The organism is Lysinibacillus sp. fls2-241-R2A-57 (assembly GCF_030209535.1).
Taxonomy (GTDB): Bacteria; Bacillota; Bacilli; order Bacillales_A; family Planococcaceae; genus Lysinibacillus.
Genome location: NZ_JARVRU010000119.1, coordinates 15,280 through 41,361, shown reverse-complemented (window position 1 = coordinate 41,361; position 26,082 = coordinate 15,280). Strand labels below are relative to the sequence as shown.

Annotated in this window: 27 protein-coding genes and 2 pseudogenes; 10 read left to right on the top strand and 19 right to left on the bottom strand. The window is 35.5% G+C overall.

Annotated features, from left to right (window positions below):
- Positions 1 to 49: 49 nt before the first annotated feature.
- On the top strand, positions 50 to 580 hold the full coding sequence (locus tag QRN68_RS18050) for a GNAT family N-acetyltransferase (protein ID WP_285398291.1): 531 nt from the start codon (positions 50 to 52) through the stop codon (positions 578 to 580).
- A 231-nt stretch (positions 581 to 811) separates the two neighbouring features.
- Here QRN68_RS18050 and QRN68_RS18045 read toward each other — a convergent pair whose 3' ends face one another.
- From QRN68_RS18045 to QRN68_RS18035, 3 genes are read right to left on the bottom strand one after another with little or no spacing between them, the layout of a single operon-like run.
- Positions 812 to 1,153, bottom strand: coding sequence for a hypothetical protein (locus QRN68_RS18045; RefSeq protein WP_285398289.1), 342 nt, complete (start codon positions 1,151 to 1,153; stop codon positions 812 to 814).
- A 54-nt stretch (positions 1,154 to 1,207) separates the two neighbouring features.
- The gene (locus QRN68_RS18040) at positions 1,208 to 1,600 is read right to left on the bottom strand and encodes a DUF2178 domain-containing protein (protein ID WP_285398288.1); all 393 of its coding nucleotides are present in this window, start codon (positions 1,598 to 1,600) and stop codon (positions 1,208 to 1,210) included.
- A 1-nt stretch (position 1,601) separates the two neighbouring features.
- Positions 1,602 to 1,805, bottom strand: a complete 204-nt coding sequence (locus QRN68_RS18035; RefSeq protein ID WP_285398287.1) for a helix-turn-helix transcriptional regulator — start codon at positions 1,803 to 1,805, stop codon at positions 1,602 to 1,604.
- A gap of 169 nt (positions 1,806 to 1,974) precedes the next feature.
- Here QRN68_RS18035 and QRN68_RS18030 point away from each other — a divergent pair.
- A pseudogene (locus QRN68_RS18030) lies at positions 1,975 to 2,234 on the top strand (IS110 family transposase); the annotation flags it as partial.
- A gap of 852 nt (positions 2,235 to 3,086) precedes the next feature.
- Here the strand turns inward: QRN68_RS18030 and QRN68_RS18025 are convergent.
- Positions 3,087 to 3,500: an alpha/beta fold hydrolase gene (locus QRN68_RS18025; protein ID WP_285398290.1), complete on the bottom strand. Its 414-nt coding sequence runs from the start codon at positions 3,498 to 3,500 to the stop codon at positions 3,087 to 3,089.
- 261 nt (positions 3,501 to 3,761) lie between these two features.
- Here QRN68_RS18025 and QRN68_RS18020 point away from each other — a divergent pair, with 261 nt between their 5' ends.
- On the top strand, positions 3,762 to 5,855 hold the full coding sequence (locus tag QRN68_RS18020) for a hypothetical protein (protein WP_285398286.1): 2,094 nt from the start codon (positions 3,762 to 3,764) through the stop codon (positions 5,853 to 5,855).
- A 105-nt stretch (positions 5,856 to 5,960) separates the two neighbouring features.
- On the opposite strand, the gene QRN68_RS18015 is transcribed toward QRN68_RS18020, so the two are convergent.
- From QRN68_RS18015 to QRN68_RS18005, 3 genes are all read right to left on the bottom strand, one after another.
- Entirely contained in the window at positions 5,961 to 7,199 is a 1,239-nt protein-coding gene (locus QRN68_RS18015; RefSeq protein ID WP_285398285.1) for a DNA polymerase IV, read from the bottom strand.
- A gap of 1,076 nt (positions 7,200 to 8,275) precedes the next feature.
- A complete protein-coding gene (locus QRN68_RS18010) occupies positions 8,276 to 9,190 on the bottom strand; it encodes a DNA/RNA non-specific endonuclease (protein ID WP_285398284.1) in 915 nt (304 codons plus the stop codon).
- A 255-nt stretch (positions 9,191 to 9,445) separates the two neighbouring features.
- Positions 9,446 to 10,843: an aminotransferase-like domain-containing protein gene (locus QRN68_RS18005; protein ID WP_285398283.1), complete on the bottom strand. Its 1,398-nt coding sequence runs from the start codon at positions 10,841 to 10,843 to the stop codon at positions 9,446 to 9,448.
- Positions 10,844 to 10,971: 128 nt separating this feature from the next.
- Here QRN68_RS18005 and QRN68_RS18000 point away from each other — a divergent pair, with 128 nt between their 5' ends.
- Positions 10,972 to 12,135: an aminotransferase-like domain-containing protein gene (locus QRN68_RS18000; RefSeq protein WP_285398282.1), complete on the top strand. Its 1,164-nt coding sequence runs from the start codon at positions 10,972 to 10,974 to the stop codon at positions 12,133 to 12,135.
- A 54-nt stretch (positions 12,136 to 12,189) separates the two neighbouring features.
- Here the strand turns inward: QRN68_RS18000 and QRN68_RS17995 are convergent, their stop codons facing one another.
- A complete protein-coding gene (locus QRN68_RS17995; protein ID WP_285398281.1) occupies positions 12,190 to 12,744 on the bottom strand; it encodes a helix-turn-helix domain-containing protein in 555 nt (184 codons plus the stop codon).
- Between the two features lie 116 nt (positions 12,745 to 12,860).
- On the opposite strand from QRN68_RS17995, the gene QRN68_RS17990 reads away from it, so the two are divergent.
- Entirely contained in the window at positions 12,861 to 13,451 is a 591-nt protein-coding gene (locus QRN68_RS17990; RefSeq protein ID WP_285398280.1) for a LysE family transporter, read from the top strand.
- Positions 13,452 to 13,529: 78 nt separating this feature from the next.
- Here QRN68_RS17990 and QRN68_RS17985 read toward each other — a convergent pair whose 3' ends face one another.
- The 7 genes and pseudogenes from QRN68_RS17985 to QRN68_RS17955 form a co-directional block, all read right to left on the bottom strand.
- Positions 13,530 to 13,652 carry a hypothetical protein gene (locus QRN68_RS17985; RefSeq protein ID WP_285398279.1) on the bottom strand — a complete coding sequence of 41 codons (123 nt, stop codon included), beginning with the start codon at positions 13,650 to 13,652 and terminating at the stop codon, positions 13,530 to 13,532.
- A gap of 497 nt (positions 13,653 to 14,149) precedes the next feature.
- Positions 14,150 to 15,145 (bottom strand): biotin synthase BioB, encoded by a 996-nt coding sequence (gene bioB, locus QRN68_RS17980; protein WP_285398278.1) that lies wholly within the window; start codon positions 15,143 to 15,145, stop codon positions 14,150 to 14,152.
- Positions 15,146 to 15,336: 191 nt separating this feature from the next.
- Positions 15,337 to 15,927: a biotin transporter BioY gene (locus tag QRN68_RS17975; protein ID WP_285398277.1), complete on the bottom strand. Its 591-nt coding sequence runs from the start codon at positions 15,925 to 15,927 to the stop codon at positions 15,337 to 15,339.
- On the bottom strand, positions 15,894 to 17,297 hold the full coding sequence (gene bioA, locus QRN68_RS17970) for an adenosylmethionine--8-amino-7-oxononanoate transaminase (RefSeq protein WP_285398276.1): 1,404 nt from the start codon (positions 17,295 to 17,297) through the stop codon (positions 15,894 to 15,896). The genes QRN68_RS17975 and bioA overlap by 34 nt, the downstream gene beginning before the upstream one ends.
- Positions 17,278 to 17,982, bottom strand: coding sequence for a dethiobiotin synthase (bioD, locus tag QRN68_RS17965; RefSeq protein ID WP_285398275.1), 705 nt, complete (start codon positions 17,980 to 17,982; stop codon positions 17,278 to 17,280). The genes bioA and bioD overlap by 20 nt, the downstream gene beginning before the upstream one ends.
- A 372-nt stretch (positions 17,983 to 18,354) precedes the next feature.
- A pseudogene (locus QRN68_RS17960) lies at positions 18,355 to 18,441 on the bottom strand (amino-acid racemase); the annotation flags it as partial.
- 43 nt (positions 18,442 to 18,484) lie between these two features.
- Positions 18,485 to 19,687, bottom strand: a complete 1,203-nt coding sequence (locus tag QRN68_RS17955) for an MFS transporter (protein WP_285398274.1) — start codon at positions 19,685 to 19,687, stop codon at positions 18,485 to 18,487.
- Positions 19,688 to 19,891: 204 nt separating this feature from the next.
- On the opposite strand from QRN68_RS17955, the gene QRN68_RS17950 reads away from it, so the two are divergent.
- Positions 19,892 to 20,443 carry a CGNR zinc finger domain-containing protein gene (locus QRN68_RS17950; protein WP_285398273.1) on the top strand — a complete coding sequence of 184 codons (552 nt, stop codon included), beginning with the start codon at positions 19,892 to 19,894 and terminating at the stop codon, positions 20,441 to 20,443.
- A gap of 419 nt (positions 20,444 to 20,862) precedes the next feature.
- Here the strand turns inward: QRN68_RS17950 and QRN68_RS17945 are convergent, their stop codons facing one another.
- The gene (locus tag QRN68_RS17945) at positions 20,863 to 21,153 is read right to left on the bottom strand and encodes a GrpB family protein (protein WP_481817464.1); all 291 of its coding nucleotides are present in this window, start codon (positions 21,151 to 21,153) and stop codon (positions 20,863 to 20,865) included.
- Positions 21,154 to 21,456: 303 nt separating this feature from the next.
- Between QRN68_RS17945 and QRN68_RS17940 the strand changes: the two genes are divergently transcribed.
- Positions 21,457 to 21,921, top strand: a complete 465-nt coding sequence (locus QRN68_RS17940) for a hypothetical protein (RefSeq protein WP_285398272.1) — start codon at positions 21,457 to 21,459, stop codon at positions 21,919 to 21,921.
- A gap of 177 nt (positions 21,922 to 22,098) precedes the next feature.
- Here QRN68_RS17940 and QRN68_RS17935 read toward each other — a convergent pair whose 3' ends face one another.
- Both QRN68_RS17935 and QRN68_RS17930 read right to left on the bottom strand, forming a co-directional pair.
- Positions 22,099 to 22,632 (bottom strand): DUF3841 domain-containing protein, encoded by a 534-nt coding sequence (locus QRN68_RS17935; protein ID WP_285398271.1) that lies wholly within the window; start codon positions 22,630 to 22,632, stop codon positions 22,099 to 22,101.
- 71 nt (positions 22,633 to 22,703) lie between these two features.
- Positions 22,704 to 22,838, bottom strand: a complete 135-nt coding sequence (locus QRN68_RS17930) for a hypothetical protein (RefSeq protein ID WP_285398270.1) — start codon at positions 22,836 to 22,838, stop codon at positions 22,704 to 22,706.
- 460 nt (positions 22,839 to 23,298) lie between these two features.
- Between QRN68_RS17930 and QRN68_RS17925 the strand changes: the two genes are divergently transcribed.
- The 3 genes from QRN68_RS17925 to QRN68_RS17915 are packed head-to-tail and all read left to right on the top strand — an operon-like array spanning position 23,299 to position 25,689.
- Entirely contained in the window at positions 23,299 to 23,823 is a 525-nt protein-coding gene (locus QRN68_RS17925; protein WP_285398269.1) for a hypothetical protein, read from the top strand.
- A gap of 59 nt (positions 23,824 to 23,882) precedes the next feature.
- Complete coding sequence (locus tag QRN68_RS17920) at positions 23,883 to 24,581, top strand: ABC transporter ATP-binding protein (RefSeq protein ID WP_285398268.1); 699 nt, start codon at positions 23,883 to 23,885, stop codon at positions 24,579 to 24,581.
- Complete coding sequence (locus QRN68_RS17915) at positions 24,574 to 25,689, top strand: ABC transporter permease (protein WP_285398267.1); 1,116 nt, start codon at positions 24,574 to 24,576, stop codon at positions 25,687 to 25,689. The genes QRN68_RS17920 and QRN68_RS17915 overlap by 8 nt, the downstream gene beginning before the upstream one ends.
- A 60-nt stretch (positions 25,690 to 25,749) precedes the next feature.
- On the opposite strand, the gene QRN68_RS17910 is transcribed toward QRN68_RS17915, so the two are convergent.
- Positions 25,750 to 25,995: a hypothetical protein gene (locus tag QRN68_RS17910; RefSeq protein WP_285398266.1), complete on the bottom strand. Its 246-nt coding sequence runs from the start codon at positions 25,993 to 25,995 to the stop codon at positions 25,750 to 25,752.
- Between the last annotated feature and the right edge of the window lie 87 nt (positions 25,996 to 26,082).

Sequence of the window (26,082 nt, the reverse complement as noted above, 5' to 3'; positions counted from 1 at the left end):
TAATAAAGCCAGCTATCTGAAAAAAACATCAGAAAGCTGGCCATTTGTCGTGCGTACCGTGAGGTGCGCATATTTTTTTGAATTCGGGCTTACTATTGACTTTATTTATCGACTCTTCAGCAACGAAAAAGTATGTGAATTTTTATATGATGAAGAATTGTTTACGACTAGAAATGAAGCTACAGAGTTTGTTGAATGGAATTCAAATCCTGAAGAAAAAGGATTTAATCGGTGGATATTAGTCGAAAAAAATAATCAGCAACAAATTGGAACGTGTGGATATGATTCTTGGGATAGAACGAACCATATAGCGGAGATAGGCTATGATTTATGGCACGAATATTGGGGACAGGGATATATGAAAGAGGGATTGATAGTTGCTATCGAAAGTGGCTTTAATAATATGGCACTGAATAGAATTAACGCATTTGTAGCTTTGGAAAATATCAATTCTATAAAATTATTAGAAAAGCTAGGATTTAAGAATGAAGGGATTTACAGAGATAAGCATTTATTTAGAGGTAAGTATTATGACCACTACTCTTTCTCTTTGTTAAAAAGAGACTGGAATCAATTCTAAGGTTAATTCAACGATTCGACTAACGATCCCTTTAGTATGTGAATGATTGCACTTAAACTAACGGAGACTTTCCTTCAATAAGAATAGGACTTGCGTGTATTACTGAATCCCATACGCACAAGTCTTTTTGTTATGCTTCCTCAATCACTCCTGCAGCTTCTTACATAGCGTGATAGCGACGATTAGGTTGCCTGTAAAAATGAACCCTCTGCCTCACTATCAACGCTCCTTTTACCATTCTCTCCATTCTTCGGTTATGTCATCTTCGGATTCTAAACCAGCTATACTCGCTGCTTCTATAATAAATTCATACAATTCTTCTCTCTCCATAGTCTCAATAAAGTAATCATAATTATCATTTAGTTCATTTAAACTGATAACCACTTTTTCAACACATTCTAAGATTTCTTCCTCAGTCAGATTATTTCCAAGTTCTTTGAGACTATTGATGTATGTATCAAGAACCTCATTAGTTGCATTTATATTTTCGTCTGTAAAAATATCATCACCTTCATCCATTCTTTGTTTCCATTCTACTGTTGGTTTATTTTTTGTTAGTTCTTCAAAAGTCATAATATCCTCCCCGAAAATGTGTTATTTTATCTTGTTTATTACTTTCTTTTATTATTATTTGTACTTTTTTGAATAAACAAATTCAGTAATCGGAACTGTAATAAATGTAAGACCTACCACAATAACAAGGGGATAATTATCAATGTTATTAAATTTACCAGTTCCTTCGGAAATAAATAGTATTAAACCAGAAAGAATCATTAGTACATAATAACCTATCTTGGCACTTTGAGTTTCGATATGTCTATCTAATTCATCCTTCTCGCCACCACCTTCATGATGTCCCCAATTAAGCCAATTAAAAAAATAACTTAAAGCAAGGAAACTAAAGAATATACTACCAGCATCAACAGTTTTGAATTTTATCCATTTATACAAGGAAAATCCTGCGATTGATAAGAAAACAACAAAGGTTATAAGTGCGATAATTTTTTTTGTTTTATTCATTCTATTTTCCTCCCTTCTCTGATATAAATAATTCCTCCATAGTGACCTTTAAAGTCCTCGCAATATCGAATGCTAACTGTAAACTCGGGTCATATTTATTGTTTTCAATAGCATTAATCGTTTGCCTACTCACATTACATTTTTCTGCTAATTTCCCTTGTGAAAGACCACTTTTTTCTCTATATTCCTTAATTCTATTTTCCATTCACCAAGCCACCTTTAGATTCTATAAGGTGTAAAACATCTTTTACATCCTTATTGTAAAAAAGGATATATAAGATGTCAAACATCTTTTACATCTATATATCTTTTTTCTTCTTATTTTTTTATAGATACAGTTTGAAGTTATCGCCCAGCTTTTCCCCCTGTTCACACCGTACGTTGCCACCCGAATGGCAGAACAAATCTTAGCTGAAATCGGAACTGATGTAGAAAAGCAATTTCCAAGTGCAGCCCATCTCTGTTCTTGGGCGGGGCTAGTACCTGGACACAACGAAAGTGCAGGAAAAAAAGAAAATCCTCCGCTATGAAGAAAGGCAATAAATACTTGAAATCGGCTCTAATCGAAGCAGCTCATTCCGTCAAGGGATCTAAAACCTATCTAGGCGCATTATATAGATGGACTGCAGCCCGAAACATGGACTTTTTTAGTGCCAGAGATTTTATTTTCATGGGAGTTTAAGAAGAACAGAGACGCTAATTAAACAATCGCACTCCGTTAGTTGAACAAGGATATACTTCCATCTTTCTCGTACATCACCTTATTCCCTTTTGTAATTACATCCACAAGTTTCACATTTGGAATGAGTCTTATTGCTGACCATTTCCCCGCAAGAATGACAATTATTAACATTAGGCTCATTTACTTTTTTACCCTGACTATTCTTATAATCAGTTCTAAGTTTTTTTACATCCCAAGTATAAACGTTAATAAAACTTCTTTTTTAAAATCTACTGTTATCTTCGTAATAATAATCTTCATCAATAATATCTCAAATAAACACTACATTTCCTCTTCAAATTCAACTAACAAACTGGAATTATCATGTGAATCAAAATTTACTATTTTCCCCTCCTTTTTAGGATAAAGATTCTCCACTTATAAATCTTTTTCCTTCTTAAACAAAACTGCGCCTTTGTTGAACAAAGACATTCTATACCAAAAAGGTATTGGAAAATTATTACATGAAACCAAATAAACTCTTAAACGTAAATTTATTTAAGAATAATTATAAAGGTCAGTAACTATTTCAGGAAAAGGGATGAGTCATATGAAGAAATTGTTGCAAAGAAATAAAAGCCAAACGGGAAAAAGTAATAAGAGTGATAAAAATTATACATTTTTAGATTTCATTTTTGATGTACTATCCTGTATACCAGAATTAATTTTCTTACCCTTCAAATTAATCTTCTGGTTGCTAAGAAGCGTAGGAAGATTAATTGGAAGTGTATTTGATTTTGTATAAGATTAATATACATACCCCTATTAAAACAAGGTACTGGTTAACCCCAATATCTTATATAACGTTTTAGCTTGAAACTTGGCGAAGGATTTATTTTTTATTAAGGGAAAAGTTAATTTTATCAATGGTCTAATCCATTTTTCTGCAACTGGGGAAGGCGTCACTAAAGCACTGTTGATGATGGCTGAATCTATTAATCGCGGCTTTAAACTAACCATTTGAATAGCAATTTGAGCTCCTAGTGAAAATCCGACTACTATGACACGTTTATTTTCTGCTTTTTCTTCAATTATCGTCAGAAGTTTATTTGCACAATCCTCAATTGAAAAATCAGCGTCATCATTGATTAATTCTGGTACAACACAATGATAATCGGAAAAATATTGGACTTGTTTATCCCACATCCACCCTCCCACACCACCCCCATGGATCAACATTATGAGTGGCTTATGTAGTTCACAGTACTCCTTGTAATGCATTACCACACCTTCTTTCTTTGTTCTAGTATTTCTCGGGAAATAATTAGATTATTCTTGTATTTTATACACTGTATTTATTTTACTATTTATAGTGTCATATTTATAGTTTCTGTTGCATATATAATACTTGAAAAACATTTTGCATATTTTAATGAAGCATTGTGGCTCTTGGGATTGAGGAAGAAAGACAAAAAAATAATAAACATGGAGGTAATACAAATGGATCAAAACAAAACGAACGAAGTAAAAGAATTAGTAAAAGCCATCACCCCTTCCAGTTTAGGAGAATTTCCCCTCGCACCAATTAGTGGCTTATATGCATGGAGTGAACAGCAAATCAGTGAGGAACTTCGTATCGATGTAGACGGATACTACCCACAAATGGTCGCAAGCGGAACTATTATTTCAAACATGTCTTCTACTATTCATTGGATTGCCAAGTTAACAGCTAATGGACCAAATACTTGGACAGGCAATATTCGAAATAAATACTTAGACGAAATACAATCATTTCCTTATACAAATGTAAAAATACAAGTAACACACGGTTCATTAGCTGAACAGCATACTGCAGAAGTCGCATTTCTGATTGGAGGAGAGACAGACCGAACTAGCTCGTTCAAGTTTCAATCTCCTTACTACCATCCTGTGGAATTTGAATTTGATGGTGAAGAAGGTACAACACCAGTCACAACCTATCAAACACACGCGCATCCAGACAAACCAACATCTTTGCCGGATGAAACCCTGTCAATTTCAGAAGTTTTTAAACGCACTGGGTTTGATGTAAAAATATCAGAAGGTAATAATATTGTTTCCAAAGACTATACAGGGACTGATAAAAAGTGGAACACTCAAGAGATGCATGATGCCATGCAAGTATATTGGTCACACTTTGATAATAAACCGCAATGGTCCATGTGGACATTCTTTGCAAATTCGGAAGCTGAAGAAGGCCATGGTCTGGGCGGTATTATGTTTGATAGTATAGGTCCGAATCATCGTCAAGGGACAGCCATTTTTAATAATTCATTTATTTCAGATCCACCTAAAGGGGACCCCTCCCCAGAAGCTTGGGTACAGAGATATCGTTTTTGGTGTGCTTGCCACGAGATGGGACATGCTTTCAATCTCCTGCACTCTTGGCAAAAACACCTAGGTCATCCTTGGGAACCGTTGGATCGCCCTCTTACCCCAGAACCAAAGGCTCTAAGCTTTATGAATTATCCTTTCAAATTTGATGGCAACCAACAGGCTTTCTTTAAAAACTTTGAGTATCGTTTTAGTGATCAAGAGCTTTTGTTTTTGCGCCACGCTCCTGAGCGCTTCGTACAAATGGGTAATGCTGACTGGGCTGTAGATCATGGTTTTGAGCAACCAAACATTTCTATGCACCCTTCATTTAATCTTGAATTGAGGGTTAACCGTAAAACATCTATATTCCAATGGTTAGAACCTGCAGTAATTGAAATCAAATTAACAAATACTTCGAATCAACCTCAGACAATCAATAAACATATATTGTCCGATTTATACGGAATGACTGTAATAGTTAAAAAAGATGGAAAACAAGGACGTCGATTACTACCTCATGTTCAATATTTATGGAACAAAGAGAATAAGGTAATAATGCCTGGTGAATCACTATACGAAACTATTTTCGCTTCCGTAGGGAAAAATGGCTGGTTAATTGATGACCCAGGATTTTATAACATTCAAGTAGCTATGCAAATAAACGGCCATAACATCGTATCAAACAACTTAAGACTTCGAGTTTTACCACCTACCGGATACGATCAGGAATTCCTTGCTCAAGACTATTTCTCTGAAGAAGTCGGCCGTGTTCTTGCATTCGATGGCAGTCGTTATCTTGACAAAGGAAACGATATCCTTCGTGAGATAACTGAAAAACTTCCTGACCATGCTGTTGCTCTTCACGCTCATATCGCCCTTGCTAAACCATTGGCGTTCGATTATCAATTCCTTGACTTCACAGGAGACTCAGATACAAAAGGTAAAATCAAACTAATACCTGCCCAACCAGATGAGGCACGTAAACAGTTTACATCTGCGTTAACAGAGCACAAACAGATTGCTGCTAAGACACTTTCCAATATAGATTATCATGATTATATGGGGACATTCAGTGAATTTCTAAGTAAACAAGAAGAAAACAAGGAAGCCGCACAGGTACAGAATGTCCTTTATCAAACGCTAGCTGAACGGAATGTGCTTGATAGTGTATTACAAAAAATCCAAGATCGCCGTGAAAACTATGAACAAAAGGAAAATGAATTTTCTACGAACATATAATATTTCCCCGCTTTCCATCTAAATACAAATAGAAAACCGTCATTTCAAGAAAAGGTTAATCGAAATGACGGTTTTCTGTTTGATTTTAAAGTTTGATCATTTATTCTACTTAGGTTCGTCCCAAAAGTCCTTACTAAAACTCGTATTTGCATGATATTTCCCAACTGGTTTAGCAATATCTGAACCTCTAACGATCGTTCCTTTTCCAAACTTTTGCTCGATTTGATCAACGAGTTTAATGATTGGTTCTTCCTTTACATGCTCTTCAAAATTAAATAACGTTAGCTGTTGTGTTGTTTCTTTAATATCACTGACATTCGATACAGTAACACCCAGTAACCGTACTGGCTCTTCATTCCAATGCTTATTAAATAGATACCAGGCATGCTCAACGATATCTTCTTTTGAATGAATTGCGTTATTGATAGACTTACATCGTGTACACGTTTCCCAATCAGCTGAACGAATCATGATACTAACAGTTACCCCAGCAAGTTTTTTAGCCTTTAATCTTTCCGCTACTTTTTCAGAAAGTATTGCGATTACTTTATATAATTCATCTCTATCTGTCGTATCATGAGAAAGTGTTGTAGAATTCCCTACACTTTTCGTATCGTATATTGCTTCTGGATCAACAGGTCTGTCATCTTCGCCATTTGCTTTTTGTTTCATCCTTAGACCATTAATACCGAAGTTTTGCTTTAATACATATTCATCAGCTACAGCTAGTTCTCCAATTGTTTGTATACCTAATTTCCCTAATTTCTCCGCTGTACTTTTGCCAACCCCATGCATCTCAATGACATTCATCGGCCATAATATTGTTGGCACATCGCGCTTACGGAGTATTGTAATACCCATCGGCTTTTTCATGTCACTTGCCATTTTCGCCAAAAATTTATTTGGCGCAATGCCGATTGAACAAGGGAGTTGCAGTTCTTTCCAGATTCTATCTTGTATATTTTGTACGAGTTGCAATACATTTTGGCCATCAACTATAGGAAGTTGCAAATAACCTTCATCGATTGAAACTGGTTGAAGAATTTCGCTATATTCTTTTAACAAATTAAAAAAAGACTTGGACGCAGCTCTATATCGTTCAAAATTAGGAGGTAGTACAATTAGCTCTGGGCACTTTCGCCGTGCCTCCCCAACATTCATAGTTGTATAAACACCTCTTGCCCTTGCTTCATAACTACAAGTAATAATAATACCTCTACGTTCTTTAGGATTTCCTGCTATAGCTATGGCCTTGCCTTTTAAACTCGGGTCATAAATCTGTTCTACTGAAGCATAAAAACTGTTCATGTCAATATGGAGAATGATTCTTGATTTATTAGCCATACTATTCCCTCCATAAATAACGTATTATCGGCAACATCTAATCGTTTTGATAGATGCGAAACGATAGGCTTTGTTGATTAACACAAAACAAGAATATTTGTTCTTATTTTATCATCAAAAGGGATGTTTTGGCTATCACTAACCGACATTCCTCACACGTTTTCTCATCGGAAAATTTTTGATCAATTAATCCATCTCCTTATTATAAATATTAACTAGTCATACATACGCTTAACCAATTCCATGATTATTGTTACATGCTTACTTAAACTACATGAACCATAAACAAATACCACTGAATAGCCTCTATTCTAACAGGGCGAAATTAAAAGTTACGAATCTTTTATAAGGAGTTGATGAAAGATTAATGAGCATTTTCTCATTTTCTATCAGGCGTGTTGATTAGGAAAAAATAGGCTTAATTTTTGAGCGAAAAAAAGGATTTTTGTTGGCTCATCACAAAAAGTTATGGATGATATTTGTTAAAACATATGCCATGTATTAGTTGATCTTCGTTCTGATGGGCAACTCCTTGGAGATTAGCGTCACAGATAAGACCCTGCAACGAGCAACGCGAGTAAAGCGGCTCATCGGACGCCCCAGGAAAGTACCCAGCTGGAAAGGAAATCACCCCCTCGTTTTTTGTCGAAGAGCCATAGAAAAGAGTTGTCTCAGCGCAAGAGACAACTCTTTTCTTAGTATCGAAACAAAATCGCTCTTTATCGAAACTATTTGAGCTTTTATCGAAACAAAATCTCATTTTATCGAAACTTTTTAGGCTTTTATCGAAAAACAAGCTCTCAAAGAAATCAACCACACGTTATTGTAATGATCCAATATATTCCTATTTTAACTGATTGTAGAGTAGGGCTACTCGATTCCCACTGGAAAGCGAGACAGACGAGACCCTGCATGGAGCGAATGTTTTCTGTGCGAAAGCGTAGTGTAACGTAGCGGCAGCAATTGTTTTATATGTGCGAAAGCGAAGCGACAGCAACAAAACGAGTAGCCCGTAGCGGAAATCTGCCTCTTAGAATGTATAAAAATGGTTAATCAACACACCTGTTAATTTTTAATCATGTGGACCGATCTAATATTAAATCTGCTTGATCTCGAATAATGTATGCTTCTGGAGTAGCGATATTGGCTCTTTCAGTCATAGCGTTAGCATGGTAATATAAAGGATTTGTCTCATACAAATATTCATCAAATTGTATTCCTGTAATTTCAGTTATTGTTGTTAAAGGAACTTGGTATTGTGTTAGGACATCCATATTCTCTAGTAAGAGACTTTTTGTCGAAGAACGAAATTCTGCCTTCAAGTTATGTTTCCAATAATCATCCTGTAATATTTTAAATGCGACTGAATGGAGCCTATCATCAACCCCAATATAAAAAGCTACTTTCCAAAATCCGGCCGGTATCTTTATACCGCAACCTAAAGGTTTTTGATAGCCACAGTACTCCCTGTCATTTTCCGTAAAGATAGGACCAGTGAAAATTGAGAATTTTTTATTTTTGCTCTTTGTTTGATTAATAATCCATCCTTCGATATCTCCCCATTTTGTATGATGAAACTCTTTATGTTGAGGGGCTATATTGGCAAAGCAAAAAGAATCACAATCTCCATCCTTTGCTTCATCTCTTTCTCCCCAACCTACATCAGCTCTTCTGACAAGGTGACCTCTATCCCACAAGTCTGCTTGACCACCTTCATATAACCATCCGCCTACCTGATTTCCCTCTCCAATCCGATCATCAGTATGCCAATTATTACATCTCCTAAGTTGTAAATCCCGTTCTTTATCCGTATTGTTTGCTCCATAAATTGCAAATTTCCGTACTTTGTTCATCACAATTGAAAAGTGCGTAAATGGATAAACTTTACCTCCTTCTAATGCAACTTGGCCAATATCTTCACGTAAACGTGGAAAAGGGATCGGAAACTCTTCTCCTAAAAAGGTAGGATTAAAGCCTTCATTTAAACTCATTTTTGAACGACCTCCTTCTTCTCTAGAAATCAATACGAACCAATAGATCCTCTTGGACATTACAAATAAACCAAAAATATATTGCTCGGGAAAATTAATCAAAGGGATGAGGCATGTCCTAATTTTGTTTGTTTATATTTATATATTTGCTCTGAGCAACATATATGACTTCCACATGCTATTCTCATTACTTAAATTTTGATTTTCCGACAGAAGAAAAGATCGCTATGGTATCACCACTTTGCCTTCCCTATTTTAATCAACAAATGTATAATCCCCGTCACTTTCAAGTAAATCCTTCAAAATAATCAGTGCTTGTTCAAGTTGATTTTCAGGAGCAGTGATTGCTAGGCGAACTGCATTTACTGGCTTCGCATTTCCTACAGCAAAACGTTCAGCTGCGTACACTTGCACACCCGCTTTGGATGCAAGCAATTCAAATTGAACACTCGAAAATTTTTCGGGAAGTATAAGCCATCTGAAAATACATTCTTCTTCTCCTAAAATGTTGTAGTCTCCTAAATATTGATTAACAAGGGCATTTTGTTGCTTGGCATACGACCGGTGTTTCTCTAAAATTGTTTGTGCGATACCATCATGAATCATCCTTGCTGTAAGCTCCACCATCATAGGCGACACTGAGATATTTATATTGTACAGGGTTTCCATTATTTTCTTCCGGAGTGCTGGAGGTGTAACAATAAAGGAAAGTCTTAAGCCAGGCGAAATGGTTTTTGACACACTTGCAATATAAATGACCTTTTCTGGTGCGTAGGAGGCTATTGGTGCATATGGCTGTTCCTTAAGAAAACTATATATCGCATCCTCAATGACGATTAAGCCCGTTTGCCTTGCAACTTCCGCAATCATTTTTCTTGTTTCCATCGACATTGTATGGGTAGTAGGATTATGAAAATCAGGAATAACATAAAGCCCCTTTATATGCTCATTTTTGCAAGCGTATAATAACCCCTCTCTTGTCATTTCTCCGTTTCTTTGCTGGATTGCTACAAGTTGGATGCCAAGCATATTTGCCGCTGTTTTTATCCCTGCATACGTAATAGGATCTGTTCCAATTCGATCTCCTGGTTGAAACAATGCAGCTAGTGTCCCAACAATGGCATTTTGTCCCCCAGCACCAAGTAATACAGGTTGATCCGTTTGAAAGTTGACTTTTTCCAAAAGCTTTATGGCCGCCTCCGTTTGCCATGCATTACCTTCAGGTCGTCCATACTGAAATAATTTGCTAAAATTAGGGTCATTCAGCATCTTTTTCATATAACGTGTAATATCCTCATTAGCATGATTTTCTGGTAAAACAGAACCCATTTCGATCATCTGAGAAGAATTACTTGTTGGTAATAAAATTTTATTTGTCGCTGCATCTGATGAAACGAATGTTCCGCTACCGATAGAAGCATAAATAAGCCCTTTCTGTCCACAAAGCTTAAAAGCCCTTGTTATCGTGCTTAAATTAACATCTAAAAAATCAGCTAATTCTCGCTGAGGAGGTAGCTTGGTCCCTGGCGATAATTTTCCATCCTTAATATCTTTTTCAAGCTGTTCAGCTATGGCTATATATAATGGAGCCGAAATATTGCTGATATTTGGCTTCCAGCTCATTGGATACTCTTCAAATGAATTTACTGGCATATTCTAAGCTCCTTCTCTCTTATTTTTTGCATACAATATTTAATTGTCTTGCATACAATGATAATATTGTATGCAAATCATTTCAATGCTATAATTTTTAAAAAATCAGAAAAAAGGAACGATAAATTATGGAATTTTCAGAAAAAATCTTAAATACACCATCCTCTTTCATCCGAAATATTTTGAAAGTGACTGATGCAGAGGATGTCATTTCCTTTGCAGGGGGCCTTCCGAACCCAATCTCTTTCCCAATCGAAGCATTACAGGCATCTGCGAACCATGCCATTGCTGAAAACGGCAGTCGTCTATTCCAATATTCATCTACACAGGGCTATGCACCTTTACGTGAGTACATCGCTGCAAAATACCAACGTGTACACGGATTAGATGTACATGCTGACGATGTCTTTATTACAACAGGCTCACAGCAAGCTCTTGAGTTAATTGGGAAAGTACTGATTAACAAAGGTGATGGCATTATCATTGAAGAACCTGGTTATTTAGGTGCTATTCAAGCATTCACATTAAGTGAACCAACCTTCTATGGTGTAACTCTTGAAAATGACGGATTAAACTTAGAAGAGTTAGAAAACGCTCTACAACAACCAAATGTAAAATTCATTTATACAGTACCAAATTTCCAAAACCCAACAGGTCTTACGTATTCTAAAGAAAAACGTCAGCAAATTTGCGAAATCATTTCAAAATACGATGTAGCGTTAATCGAGGATGATCCTTATGGAGAATTACGCTTCGAAGGTGAACCACTACCATACATCGGTGCTGGTAAATTAGAAAATAGTATTTTGCTAGGTTCTTTCTCTAAAACAGTCACACCAGGAATGCGTCTTGGCTTTATCATTACGAAAAATAAAGAATTAATGCAGCATATCGAAACAGCGAAGCAAGCAACTGACCTACACACAAATATTTTCTCTCAATATGTCATTTATGATTATCTAGCAAACAATGACTATATGGAACACGTACAAAAAATTATAACGTTATATAAAAACCAAGCAGATGCCATGCTAGACGCTATGCAAGAGTTCTTCCCAGCGCACGTGGACTACACACGTCCTGAAGGTGGAATGTTCATCTGGGCGACAATGAACAATGGAGCATCAGCATTAGATGTTTTCCATCAAGCGATGGAGCAAAAAGTTGCCTTCGTACCTGGCGACCCATTCTACACATCTAAAACTGGAGTTAGTACAATGCGCCTAAACTATACGAATGCAACACCTGAGGTTATCCGAGAAGGAATTAAACGATTAGGCAGTATTTTATAATCAACAAAGAAACCGTATGAGCGCAATTCAAAACGCTTATACGGTTTTTTTACATTATTCAGGATAATAGATGGTCATACTTACTCGTGTTAAAGTGTCGCCAGGATTCATATATATGTGTGGACGATCTGCTTTAAATCTAATAGAGTCTCCGCTTTTTAATTTAAATTCATCTTCATTAACACAAATCGTTAGGTCACCATCAAAAACAGTGATAAATTCTTCGGTTCCCTCTTTATGAGCTTCAGCACTTAATTTTCCTTCCCTTTCAATCTCCACCGTGTATATTTCAAAGCGGCTATCCTCTTGAATAGGGAAATATGGATATACTCTATATCTTCCATTATCCTCAGACAACATCTGAACATCTTCTCTAACAATAATCTCAGTATCAGGCTGTGGATTATTAATAAGAGTAGTAAAAGAAACCGTTAGCCCATTCGCTATTTTCCAAATAGTAGTAAGAGTTGGACTGGACTCGCCTCTTTCAATTTGTCCTATCATCGTTTTACTTACACCGCACAATTGAGAAACCTTCTCTAAACTTAATTTTTCCTTCTCTCGAATAGCTTTTAAATTTCTAGCAAAGATAAGATGAATTTCTTCCATTAAATATCACCTCTTCAGAATGTACAATATAACGACCATTATGTATAATAAAAAGACCGACGTTATATTGTTTATTTCGGACATTATAACATACAAATTCAAAGGGGGTCGGAAAAATGCCTTTACTTTCTTTTTTAGTATTCGTTATGATTACTAGCTTCACACCAGGTCCTAACAATATTATGGCAATGGCATTTGCCAACAAACATGGATTATCCAATACTTTTCAATTCTGTTTAGGGGTTGGGGTTGGTTTTTTGACGATTACTGGCTTGAGTAGCTTATTTAATATTGTCCTTACAAATATCATGCCAATGATCGAATTTCCTTTAACCATTCTTAGTGTTGGCTACATGTTATATTTGGCTATTAAAATACTAACGAGCAAAGAGGATAATAATGATAAAGAAGAGGAAAATAAGCGAAATTTATTTTTAATCGGCGTATTCTTACAATTCGTCAACCCTAAAGGTATTTTGTTTGGCATTACAGTAGTAGCGACCTATATTCTTCCCTATTATTCTTCCTATGTCAGCTACTTTCTTTTTTCTTTATTTTTAGGAATGGTCGGTATAATGAGTACATTCAGTTGGGCGCTATTTGGTTCAGCTTTTCAAAAAATTTTACAACAGTATCGCCAATCGTTTAATGTCGTGATGGCTCTTTTATTAGTGTACAGTGCGATTTCAATTCTCGTTCATTCATAGGATTATTAGCACAACGTAAAAAGCACCCCTCTTCGTGCGCTATAGCGTCGAAAAGGGGTGCTTCGTTCAAATCTGAAATTATTTTGTATATGTTAAAACGGCATTTTTCTTAAATTTTGCTAAAGCTTGTGTTGCCTCATTTTTGTTTGCATACTCAAAAATCCGAACGTCCTTTTTATCAAATACTGTTATAACCCACATCATAAAATCTCCCTTCCAATTTGTTTTTGTAATATAACAACCACCGAAAACTGTGATACTTTTTCTAAACTGTTTTATAACAATTCCTTACTTGATTCTTATTTTACGCCAATTTTTTTAAAAATAAAGCCTTATGTGAAGCCCTTCACAAACTGTTCAATTTCAAAACGCTTTCATTGAACAATTTGTGAAAACCTAAATTTTCAAGGCATAAATACAATCTTTATATCGTTTCGATATTGTCTATACGCCACTTGGGATACCCTTGCTATCTGTCGTTCAGGGTACTCTCTCCCTTTCTTATCCGTCCCATACAAAAAAGCCGTATGTACGCCTTTTCCACGACGCACATACGACTTTTCAATTTCGATGATAATTAAGTAGTAGTAGTAGATTTTTTATTCCATACAGTGAGACTTTAATCAGTGGGGTTTTCTTCATCTCCCACTGCAAATCGGGCAGTTACTCTCGCCCGTAATGCTTGGATAAATTTTTACTTAGCAGAATGCTTCTTCTTGTTTCGCTGATAATTCAATTTCAAAGCCTAAATCCTCAAGCATACGATAATCACTGTTTACTTCTTGGCCTTCTGTTGTTAAGTAATCCCCAACAAAGATACTGTTTGCTGCATATAGACCTATAGGCTGAAGTGACCCAAGATTGACTTCACGCCCACCAGAAATACGAATTTCTTTTGTTGGATTAATATAACGGAACAACGCTAAAACCTTTAAACAATAGCGTGGATTTAATTCCTTTGTCCCTTCTAGTTTCGTACCGTCAATCGCGTTTAAGAAGTTGACAGGGATAGAATCCGCGTCTAATTGATGAAGTGCACGAGCAATATTCACGACATCCTCTTTTGTTTCCTTCATACCGATAATGGCACCTGAACAAGGCGATATTCCATGCTTTTTCGCAATTTCAACCGTATTAACACGATCTTCATACGTATGGGAAGTAGTAATATAGGAGTGATGTCGTTCAGATGTATTTAAATTATGGTTGTAACGGTCTACCCCCGCTTCTTTTAATTGCTGTGCCTGTTCTTCTTTTAATAAGCCAAGACAAGCACATACTTTTAAGCCATACTTTTCTTTAATTTCTGTAACAGCTTCACTTACTACATTGACATCCTTTCGAGTTGGCCCACGACCACTCGCCACGATACAATAAGTACCAATTTTATTGTCAAATGCTCGTTTTGCTCCCGCTAAAATTTCCTCTTTCGTAATGAATGGATATTTGTCAATCGGAGCTGTTGATTTAGATGACTGTGAACAATAGCCACAATCCTCCGGGCAATAACCACTCTTAGCATTCATAATCATATTTAATTTTACTTTTTTCCCATAATAGTGCTTACGAATAGCAAAGGCACCATCCATTACCTTCAATAGCTCATCATCATCACTATTTAAAATAGCAAGAGCCTCCTCATCGCTAATGATCTTCCCCTCAATAACTTCCTCTGCTAACTGTAACCAATTCATTAGACATTCTCCCTCTCTACGTGAACAATTATTTATCAATTATGCCTCGGCATAATTGCGTCCAGAATCGGCTTTGTGCTTGCACAAAGAACTCCTTTCCGATTCCTTGACATCCGCCGGAGGCTTAACTTCTTTCAGCGGATGTTTGGACACCCACTGAAAAATAGCTTCAACCCGCATTTATCTCACACCTATAGAGGTGGGATACTTTTGCTGAAAGAAGTTAAAGCCCTTGCTGAATAAAATACTTTGTAAAGTCGCTCAGCCAGTAGTGCAGAAGCTATCGCTAAGCAAAAATCTGCAACAATACTGTTTAAAAAGCCAACTAAGAAAATATGTGACCAGCTAGTTTCCATGTGTAACCAGAAATTCAAAGACACATATAAATATGGAACGGCCACCGCGTAAATAACGATAAGCCCTACAATATTTGCACCGATAAAATGTTTTTTCGTTGGAGTATCCACTCTTTCAATTATGAAACCAATTACTAAAGCTGCCAGTGCAAAGCCAATAAGGTAACCAAATGTTGGTTGCAGTACATAGGTGATACCTCCACCTTGTGTAAAAACTGGCAAACCAACTAAACCAACGCCTATGTAGACGAGCTGACTTTGAAATCCATTGCGACTGCCAAGTAAGCAACCAGCTAAAAAAACAAAGACAATTTGTAGTGTAAAGGGCACTACAGGTAGCGGTATTTTAATAAATGCTCCGATTGCGGTTAAAGCGGCAAACATCGCAATCATTACAAGTGACAATGTTGATTGTCGTTTGAACAACTTACTCCCTCCCACTCCTTAAAAAATTGCACAATCGTCTCTTTTGTTGTATCAATCATAAAGCGCATTTCATCATCAGATATAATGTATGGCGGCATAAAATACAATATATTGCCAAGAGGGCGTATCAGTAAGCCTTTCGCTAAAGCACGTTTATATATTTGATAACCGATACGTTCCTCACTCGGAAGTGGCTCCTTTGTTTCACGATTGGCGACTAGTTCAATGGCGCCAACTAGCCCTAGCTGTCGATATTCACCAACAAACGGCAATTGTTCAAATGCCTGCATAGCTAGCTTTCGCATACGCTCACCCTTGTTTTGTACAATGTCAATAACACGTTCCTCTTCAAACATTGTCAAAACTTCTAGGGCTACTCGACATGCTAATGTATTACCGGAATAGCTATGAGAGTGTAAAAACGCTTTCATCGTGCCGTAATCATCATAAAAAGCGTTGTAAACATCATCAGTCGTTAACACAGCGGATAGTGGCAAATACCCTCCCGTTAAACCTTTTGACAAGCACATAAAATCTGGTGCAATACCCGCTTGCTCACAGGCAAATAATGTACCTGTTCGTCCAAAACCAACTGCAATTTCATCTGCAATTAAATGAATATCGTATTTTGTACAAAGCTCTCGTAATCGCTTCAAATAGATGGCAGGATACATTTTCATGCCAGCTGCTGCTTGAATAAGTGGCTCAATAATAACAGCTGTAATTTCTTCATGGTGCTGACTAAGCTCTTCTTCAACAAATTGTATACATTGAGCTTGACAGCTTTCAGGCTTCTCCTTAAAAGGACATCGGAAGCAATCTGGCCCTTGTGCGCGTATAGTATCCAATAAAAGTGGCTGATACACTTCGTTATACAACCCTACTCCTCCAACAGATAAGGCACCAATTGTTTCACCGTGATAAGCATCCGTTAAGGCTAAAAAACGCTTTTTCGTTGTTTTTCCAGTTTGCATATGATACTGAAAACTCATTTTTAGTGCGACTTCTATAGCTGATGAGCCGTTGTCTGCAAAAAATACTTTATTTAAACCGTCTGGCGTTAAGGCTACTAATTTTTCTGCCACCTTAATTGCAGGTTCATGTGAAAAATTCGCAAAAATCGCATGTTCTAATGTAAATGCTTGATCGCTTAATGCTTGACTAATTCGAGGATTTGCATGTCCAAATAAATTAACCCACCAAGAAGATACGGCATCTAAATAGCGATGATTATTTTCATCATAAAGCCAGACACCTTGTCCTTTTTTTAGTACAATAGGCGGAAATTGCTCATAATCCTTCATTTGTGAGCAAGGATGCCAGACATGCTGTAAATCTCTCTTTTGCAATTCAGTTAATGCTTGTTTCATATTTGACCAACCTTTCAAACAAAGATGTACGTGAAATGGAATAGTCAACAACATGTGAAATATCTTGAAGCTTAGGAATTGTTGCATATGGCAAATCATGATGTTGTAGAATCGTTTTCACATTATCTTGTTCCATCTTACTGCCTGTGTCTCCATTAAATACAATGCCAAGAACCTCAACATTTCGAGTATGTAAAGCTTCAAGAGTTAGCAATGTGTGGTTAATTGTTCCTAGTGTTGTTCGTGTGACAATAACAACGGGAAGCTTACTTTGAACGATTACATCAAGGAGCGTATTTTCTCCAAAAGTATCTAATGGAACAAAAAGTCCCCCTGCTCCTTCACAAATTACGACATCGTATGATTGCTGTAACTTCTGAATTTGCTGTAATAAATGCTCCACATTAATTTGCTGGCCCTCCAGTTGCGCAGCAAAATGTGGTGATGCGGCTTCCTTAAACGAATAGCCATTTAAATTTTCTGGCTCCAGTCTTTGTAATGAATACTTTTCATACATTGCTGTATCGTAGTAATAGCAATGCCCATTCTCATGTACCTCACCAGTTTGTACAGGCTTATAAGGCGTGACTTGTAGATCCTGCTGTTGTAATTGGCGCATCAGTAATGTGGTGATAACTGTTTTACCGACATCTGTATCTGTCCCAACAACCCAAAAATGTTGCATCGTTAACCTCCCCCTCTCTTTAAGTTAACTGTTTACATTTTTAAAGTTAACACATTTATTTTTATTTTGTAAATGCTATTTCCACATTTCTTCATAAACAGCTCTATTCTTTACAAAAAAAAGAGAATTTTGCGATAAATCAATAACTTTTTTCATCAGCAAAAGACACTAGATCGTTACCTTGAGATAAAATCTAGTGCCATTTTATTAAAAAACTATTATGTCAATGATATTAAGCTGTCAATTTAAATATAGTATGGATCTTCGGCAAAACTAGGGATTGATTTCCGTTCCGGCTGGGCGTTTTGTAGCTGACGCTTTGCTTTCGTCGAGGAATAAAGCTTCCTGGGGGCGTCCGCTGAGCCGCTGATCCCCATATATCTTTTGGCACTGGTCTACAACTTTATCTACAAATGGTCTAGTAGATTTTGGGCCCATTCCTGATAAAATTCCAATCATAGTTTTCCCCCCCTAAAATAATGAAGTTGTAAGTAACTCTAAATCAAGTTAATGAACTAATATTTTGTTTTTCTGCACATTCGGTTTTTTCCTTCATACTACGATGTATCATATTAAATAAAATTGAAGCCAAAACACCTATCGCTAAAAATATTAGCCAACACCAGGAAATATGGTTGAATTTATTTAACCATGATCCAAGATAATTTCCGAAAGAACCTCCAAAAGCCCAACATGCTTGAAACATTCCGAAAAACAAACCTGCTGGCTGGTTAGCACTAAATTGTGCCACCGTCATTTCAGCTCCTGGCAGTACAAGTGTTTCTCCTAACGTATAAAGAAAAATACAAAATAGCATCCAATAAATAGATGACATGAGCGGAATCATCCCGATTGCTACCCCCATAATCAAGACACCAAATTTCACCATAACCATAGGATCTTGATTAATAAATAATTTTCTTAAAAAAAACATTAAGAGTAATCCTGAAACCCCATTTATTATGAAAATGGAACTCACTAATTGTTTATCACCAGATAAATCATATACTTTAATTGGAAATAAAATATTTAATTGAGCAAACATGATCCAAAACAAAGGCATTACACATATAAATAATACAAACAATTTATTTGAAATAGCTGCTTTCAAACTTAATAATACTTTTTGGTTATCCTTAATAGTTCTAGGATATCTACTGTGATACATAAAAAGAATAAATGATAAAACTAACATAGCAATACCTGCGATAGTAAATGGATATACTGGATCAAATTTAACCAATAATGCTCCAACTAACGGACCTATAATCACTCCTGTGTTAAGCATTTGGTTAAAGTAAGTAAATATTTTTTTTCGAACTGTTTCTTTTTGCGAAGTAAAGAAAGCAGTCACAGAAGGATCAAATAATGCTCCTCCAAAGCCAAATAAGAATGCTGCAATAGCCACAGACCAAAAACTGTTAGCAAAAACAAACGCCCCAAATCCTAAAGCTCTTACCATCACTCCTAAAATTACATTTACTGTATGACTTACACGATCACCTATAAAACCTGTAAATACTGGTAGCCCACGCTGCGAAACGAGAATTGTAGTTAAAATAGTCCCCACTTCCCAAGAGGAGAAGTGGAGATCGTTTGTTAAATGCAGTGCTAAAAAAGGCATAATCATAAAACTTCCTGTATTCATAAATAACACAGCTGTAAGTAATATCTTGATGGGAACAGGAATTCTTGTATTTATCATTTATTGTTACTCCCTTCCTTTCTTCTAAATTTACTGCAACATTTTAGTTCCGTTATGTAATCTCCTGTATAGCTCTACTTAAAAGCCTGACTATCATTTGATTTTGTTAACCTTCTTTAATTTTTGATGGTTAACAATCTCTTTCGTTATGTTACCAATGATTGTATAATAAAGTCAATGTTAAAAATTCAGAGGTGAACAGGATTGATTAATAACCAAGTAGCACCAGAAGAGCTAGAAATTGTCCGCAGTTTCTTAAATACCTGGGAGATTCCAAATGATACACGTAAGCCATTAGAACATTTAAATTGTGAAGAAGATATTAATAATTTTATATCAAAGAATTTTAGTGGTATTAAATTTTCTGGTAAGTTAGAGGATGTACATCGATTTCGGAAAGATATTCGCATGTCAATAGAAACAAATAATGTTGATAATTTAACCAAGTGGTTAACGAGTTATCCTATAAATATATCCATTTTAGATGTTGATAATATTCAATATAACGCTATTAAAAAACATAACTTTTTTAGTAGTATTTTAACAATAATCACCAAGAGCATCTCCTTAAGTCAGTGGAAACGTCTTAAAGCATGTCCAGATTGCAAATGGGTTTTTTATGATAATTCTCGAAATGGAAGTAAACGTTGGTGTGGGATGTATGCATCTGAACCAAAAGGGAGATCATGCGGTACCATAGCAAAAGTGCAACGACATCGAAAAAAGAGTAAAGCTACTTCAAAGGAATTGGAATAATATTTTTGTGTGCAAAACAAATATTTAACGTAGAGTGAGAATAACAAAAGATTCCTAACGATACCAACTTCTTTATATTGTCAATTCAACACATTCCATGACGTATATTTGTTTGGCTTTTTGAGAGAATATTGGAATAGCTTACAAATCAAGAAATTAAAAAGCATTTATTCAAGTTATACAATAGTTGCTACAGTGTCATCTGCGAAGGAAGAGGAGTGATTGAGGAGACATATCAAAAGGGCTTGCATACATGAAATTTAATCATACATGCAAGTCCTATTCTTATTTAACAAGCCAACGTTAATTGAATAAGAAAATCGATTATTTATTTTTTAATCCATTACTTTTTCTAATAACTGATTTATAAATTCTGTTTTACCTAAATGTATAGGATTTTCGGTCTTTTATAGTATCTGCTAAGTTCCTTTAATATTTTCATACTCAATTACAGCTTGTGGGTTATTTCGCAAATAATCTCTGAATGCTAAATGCTTTGCAAGTTCTTTACTATTTTTGTTACAAACATAAAGGTGGTGCTCCACCCATTGTGTACCTTTTCCATCCCACAGGGTGGATATATCCTTCCTGCCAAATGCTTCTCTACCTTCAAAACTCCATTCTTCTTGATGAAAATATCCTATCTCTGTGCGACAGCGTAGCGCTAACGTAGCGATAGCAACAACAAATGTTTTCTGTAGCGAAAGCAAAGCGGCAGCTACAAATCTTTTAACTGTGCGAACAGGAAAACGAGTAGCTAGGAACCGAAATCACCTTTATTAAAAGACAACATTTACAAAGATCTCAATTCTATGACACTAGATTGTTACCTTAAGGTAAAATCTAGTGCTGCCATAATGTGTATTTAAATTGCAATTTATACAATGATTGTAGCTAAAGTTTCAATAATTTTTAAGGAAGGAATATTAGCATCACTATATTTCCGAATATTATCAAAAATTAAAAGGATTTTACTGTTTGTTCGTAGTATTAAACTAGATGGGGGTGGCTGTATGTTTGGTATTTTCAAAGAATCAGAAAAGATTATAGATACTTATGAGCATGTTAGTTTTATTTTAAAATCCTTACTCACATATGAGCTTAGAGACTTACCGATTCGTTATGAATTTTGGTATCGCGTGGCTATTCGTCAGGAAGAATTACGATCGTTAAATACTGAGCATCGAAGAAAAATTACGATGACTACAGCAGTAGGACGCTTTCACCAAACGCAATATGAGGTAACGAAACAAAAATTGGCAAAGCTTGAGCGTCTCGCAGATATATATAAATCGTTTTGTATCGAGGAAGAACGAGATGCATTAAACCATCGACTCCACTTCCATAAAGAAGCGATTACCGAACTCTATGAGCATGTTCAAAATAAAGAGCTATATACGTATTGTGATTCAGTACAGCAACAATTTTGGGATGCAGTCAGCGAAGATATATTAAATGCAATTGCCCACCTAGATTAGTAGATGGGCAATTAGTCTATCCTTTTTTCTTTGAGCATTCCTTTATCCATCTGTACGAGTCAATATAAATATCTATAGGCTTCTCTTCTATCCAAAAACGATTACTTCCTCTTACATATCAAAATAAAAGCAAGCTCTTTCATACTTGCTGCATGTTATATAGTCTGTCCTATTGTTTTAAATTCTTAAATTAAGTTTTTTTGAAGTGAAATATTTTACTGCAACTACTTTTTCAACAGAAATTTTACCTGTTGTACCTTGTAGACACAATTCTTCCGATTCATTTTCATAAAAATTGGTTTTTAACCAATCAAAATCAAATATCTTCTCCCAATCAGACATATCAACATTTCTATTATATTTATAGACTCTAGGTAGGATGATGTCATTATCGAAACTTCCACTATTTAAAGGAACATGCCAAGCTTCAAAATCAGATAAAAGTACGTCTTTATCATCAAGCTCTATCGTTAGTAATACGAATTTTTTACGTGCAACATCTGAAAATCGGAATCTATAAAATTCAGGAATTTCCGTCCAAAGCCAAACGGGATATTCACCTTTGTAATTCGCCAATCGTTTAGACATTTGTTCCATCATCCATTGATAATGCTCTGAATACAAACCGTATTCATTATTACCTTCCATATACCCTTGCTTCATGAATTTTTCCCATATTTTGCGTGGCTGAATTGAGTAATATAAAGTCATAAAAAACTCCTTTTATTTATCCCATATATGAGTCACTTTACCAAAAACCCCACCCCTTGTCACCCAACCATTCATGAATGTGATCCACGGACAGCATGAATTTTATGTGTAACATACCTACCTTTCACACGACAAAATACAACATCATCCATCGAATGCTCCGTTTCTTCAACTACAGGTGTTACTGACTGATTACTTTTTAGCAAGGTTGCCACCTTCTTTGTATCGTTCAACTGACTGACCTTTACGAAATAAATCAGCTATAAGAGTCCTTCTGTTCTGGCTACTTACTGCAATTAATCCAAATTTGTTCAAGATCATTTTCAAGTAATAGTTGATGTATGTTCATCCAAATCCACCCTTATTCTAATAATACTATTTGAATTATTTAAGTTTATAATTCGACTGTTTTTTATCCAATAGTAGTTGAATTTGTTTTTCCAATTCATCATTTACTTTGTCAATTTCATTTGGTAAAGCTTTTAAACTGGAAATTTCGCTTGAGTAGCTCCTAAAGATTAATTCGCTGTTAGCCGCTTTCCATTCTTCTTAATTCACTATTTTTGGTCTATCTCTATAATCTTTTTTAATACAATTGTTTTAATTAAAAACTTACGGTACTTTAATTAATATAACTCTGTATTAATTAAAGTCTGGAGGTTTTTTATGATTGCTTGGATTATTACTGCGGAAATTGCCTTTTGGATTGTTATTATTCTTGGGCTTATTTGCAGATATGTTTTGAAAATGCCGAAACTAAGCATTTTATTTTTTGCATTAACACCTGTTATAGACTTATTACTTGTCATTCTCACTGCGATGGATTTAAAAGCAGGTACTCCTGCTTCTATCTCTCACGGAATAGCAGCCATCTATATTGGTGTCTCCATAGCGTACGGTAAAACGATGATTGCATGGGCAGATGAAAAATTCCAACAATGGTTTTTAAAATCTGATCATAAAAAAGAGCCAATGACTAGAATGACAAAAGGTAAGCATGAAATGAAAATGCTTGGACAGCATATTGTTGCCTTCATCATTGGTGCTGGATTATTGTATGCTATGTCACTTTTTGTTGGTTCAAATTCTGATACTTCTTCCTTATTTCAAGTAATGAAAGTTTGGGGTATCGTACTTGCAATTGATGCCGCAATTAGCATTTCATACGTGATATTCCCAAAAAAGAAATAACTCAAAATTTGAAACATTACTCCTCTTTATTCGTAAATATATAAAAGGAGAGGAAGTTAATGACAATAGATATTAACATACATACAGGTGGCTATGTAGAAGAAGAAAATGTTATTGTAGACATTCAATTTCAAGTAAATAGCGGTGAGCTTGTTGGATTAATCGGTTCAAATGGGGCAGGTAAGAGTACAACCTTGCAGGCAATGATGGGTGTCTTACCAATTATGGATGGGCAAGTCTCGATAGGAACTTACGGCTACATACCAGAAAGACCAATTTTATATGAGTATTTTACATTATGGGAGCATATTGATTTTTACATGCGTGTTGCAGGTAAAGAGGCTTCTTTAACAGATCGTGCGCAAGAATTACTAAATATTTTTAAATTAGACCATAAGCTACATGATTATCCAACAACGTTTTCCAAAGGTATGCAACAAAAAGTGATGCTGATTTTAGCATTTCTTGACAATCATTCTTCTTATATTTTAGATGAACCTTTTATGGGGCTAGATCCACAGGCAATGCGTAAGCTCTTAACGATTTTAGATGAATTAAAAGCACAAGGCGCCGCAATTTTAATGAGTACACATGCACTCGATACGGCAGAAAAAATATGTGATCGTTTCATACTAATTGATCGTGGGCGAATTATACAGCAAGGTACACTCACATCGTTACGCTTAACGGTGAAACAGGACAAAGCATCTCTTCTCGATATTTTCGATACATTACTTGAGGAAAACCACCATGACTAGTTTATTTCAGCAACGAAGAAAAATAGAGCGCTCCAATAATTTTAAGCTACTAGCAAGCGTTATCGATTGGACAGTCGCCTTATATATTGTTGTGCCGACTCTTGTGATTGGCTTTTTCCTTTATAAAGACTTTATCTTAACTATAAGTACATCGTGGGTCGTACATATTCCGCTAGCTTTCTTAATTGTTCTGTTATTTATTATTACACGTATTGAAACTATTCGAACTTATTCGCAGCGAGCTGATCGTCTTTTTTTAATCCAAAACCGAAAACAAATGATAAAGTTAAAACAAGCTGGTCTTTATTGGACGTTTAGTAAGCATCTCTTCATACTAATTTCTGCCATTGCTTTATTAGCGCCCATTTTTATAATCGTTCATCATGTAACGATATTGGAATTACTTATTTTATTACTGCTACTATTTACAACTAATTTTTTCAATGCACTTGTACAATTAAGACTTCGTCGATGGCAGCAGCTTTTAAGTAAAATTGTGATGTGTATTCTCGGCACAGTTTTCTTTTTGTATGTGCCCAATAGTATTACTGCACTTTTGTATCTACTTCTTCTTGTCTATTGCACAAGCTATTATTATAGACATTTTATTTATAGCACGAAATATTTTGATCAGCAGGTGGAGCTCGATCAGGCAGCGTTTTATAAATGGCAAAGTCTTTTATTTCAAATTGCTCCTGAGCTTAAAAGTCAGTTAGCACCAAAATTAAAAAAGCCTCGCCTACTATGGAAAAATTCAAAGCGCATGTTTCGACGTTCTGATTATTTTATAGAGGAACTAGTATGCAAAACGATGCTTCGCCAAAAACAGTATCGCTTTGGCTATCTTCGTTTTTTAGTGATGGGGATCGGGCTTACCATCATTGTTCCGATTTGGGGTAAATTTATCATTATTGGAATGCTTTATTTTACTTTACGTAGCGTTATGCAATCGATAATCCAGCAAATTATAGAGCACAAAATTTGGTCAATCTTTCAAATATCCAATGAACAAACTCATACAGCTAGAAGTCGATTAATAAAGGGGTTTGTGGATTTTCCATTATTGTGTATTATTGTTATCCTAGTTATTTTTAGTCTTGTAAATTAAAGCTCATCACAATAACCCGGGGTTAATTTCCGTTCCGACTAGATATAAATAAACTATATTTTAACAAATATCATCCCGACTTTTGGTGATGAGTTCTAAAATAAACAAAGCTTGGATACAACTAGCTGATAAAAGAGAAATCGATGCTGTTTCGATTTCTCTTTTACTATGTTTGACCTTTAATGAGCTATTGTTTTGAGATTTATCGAGAACTTTTGATTGTTTATCGACTAACTTTTTCGATTTATCGACCAACTTTTTAAAGTTATCACACAACTTTCGAAAAATATCGACATCTACCTTCATGAAACACTATCTGACCGCACTTTTGAGGCAAAATTTAAATATTTAACATCAAAAAAGCGTGAGAAATCAACGTTTCTAAATTGATTT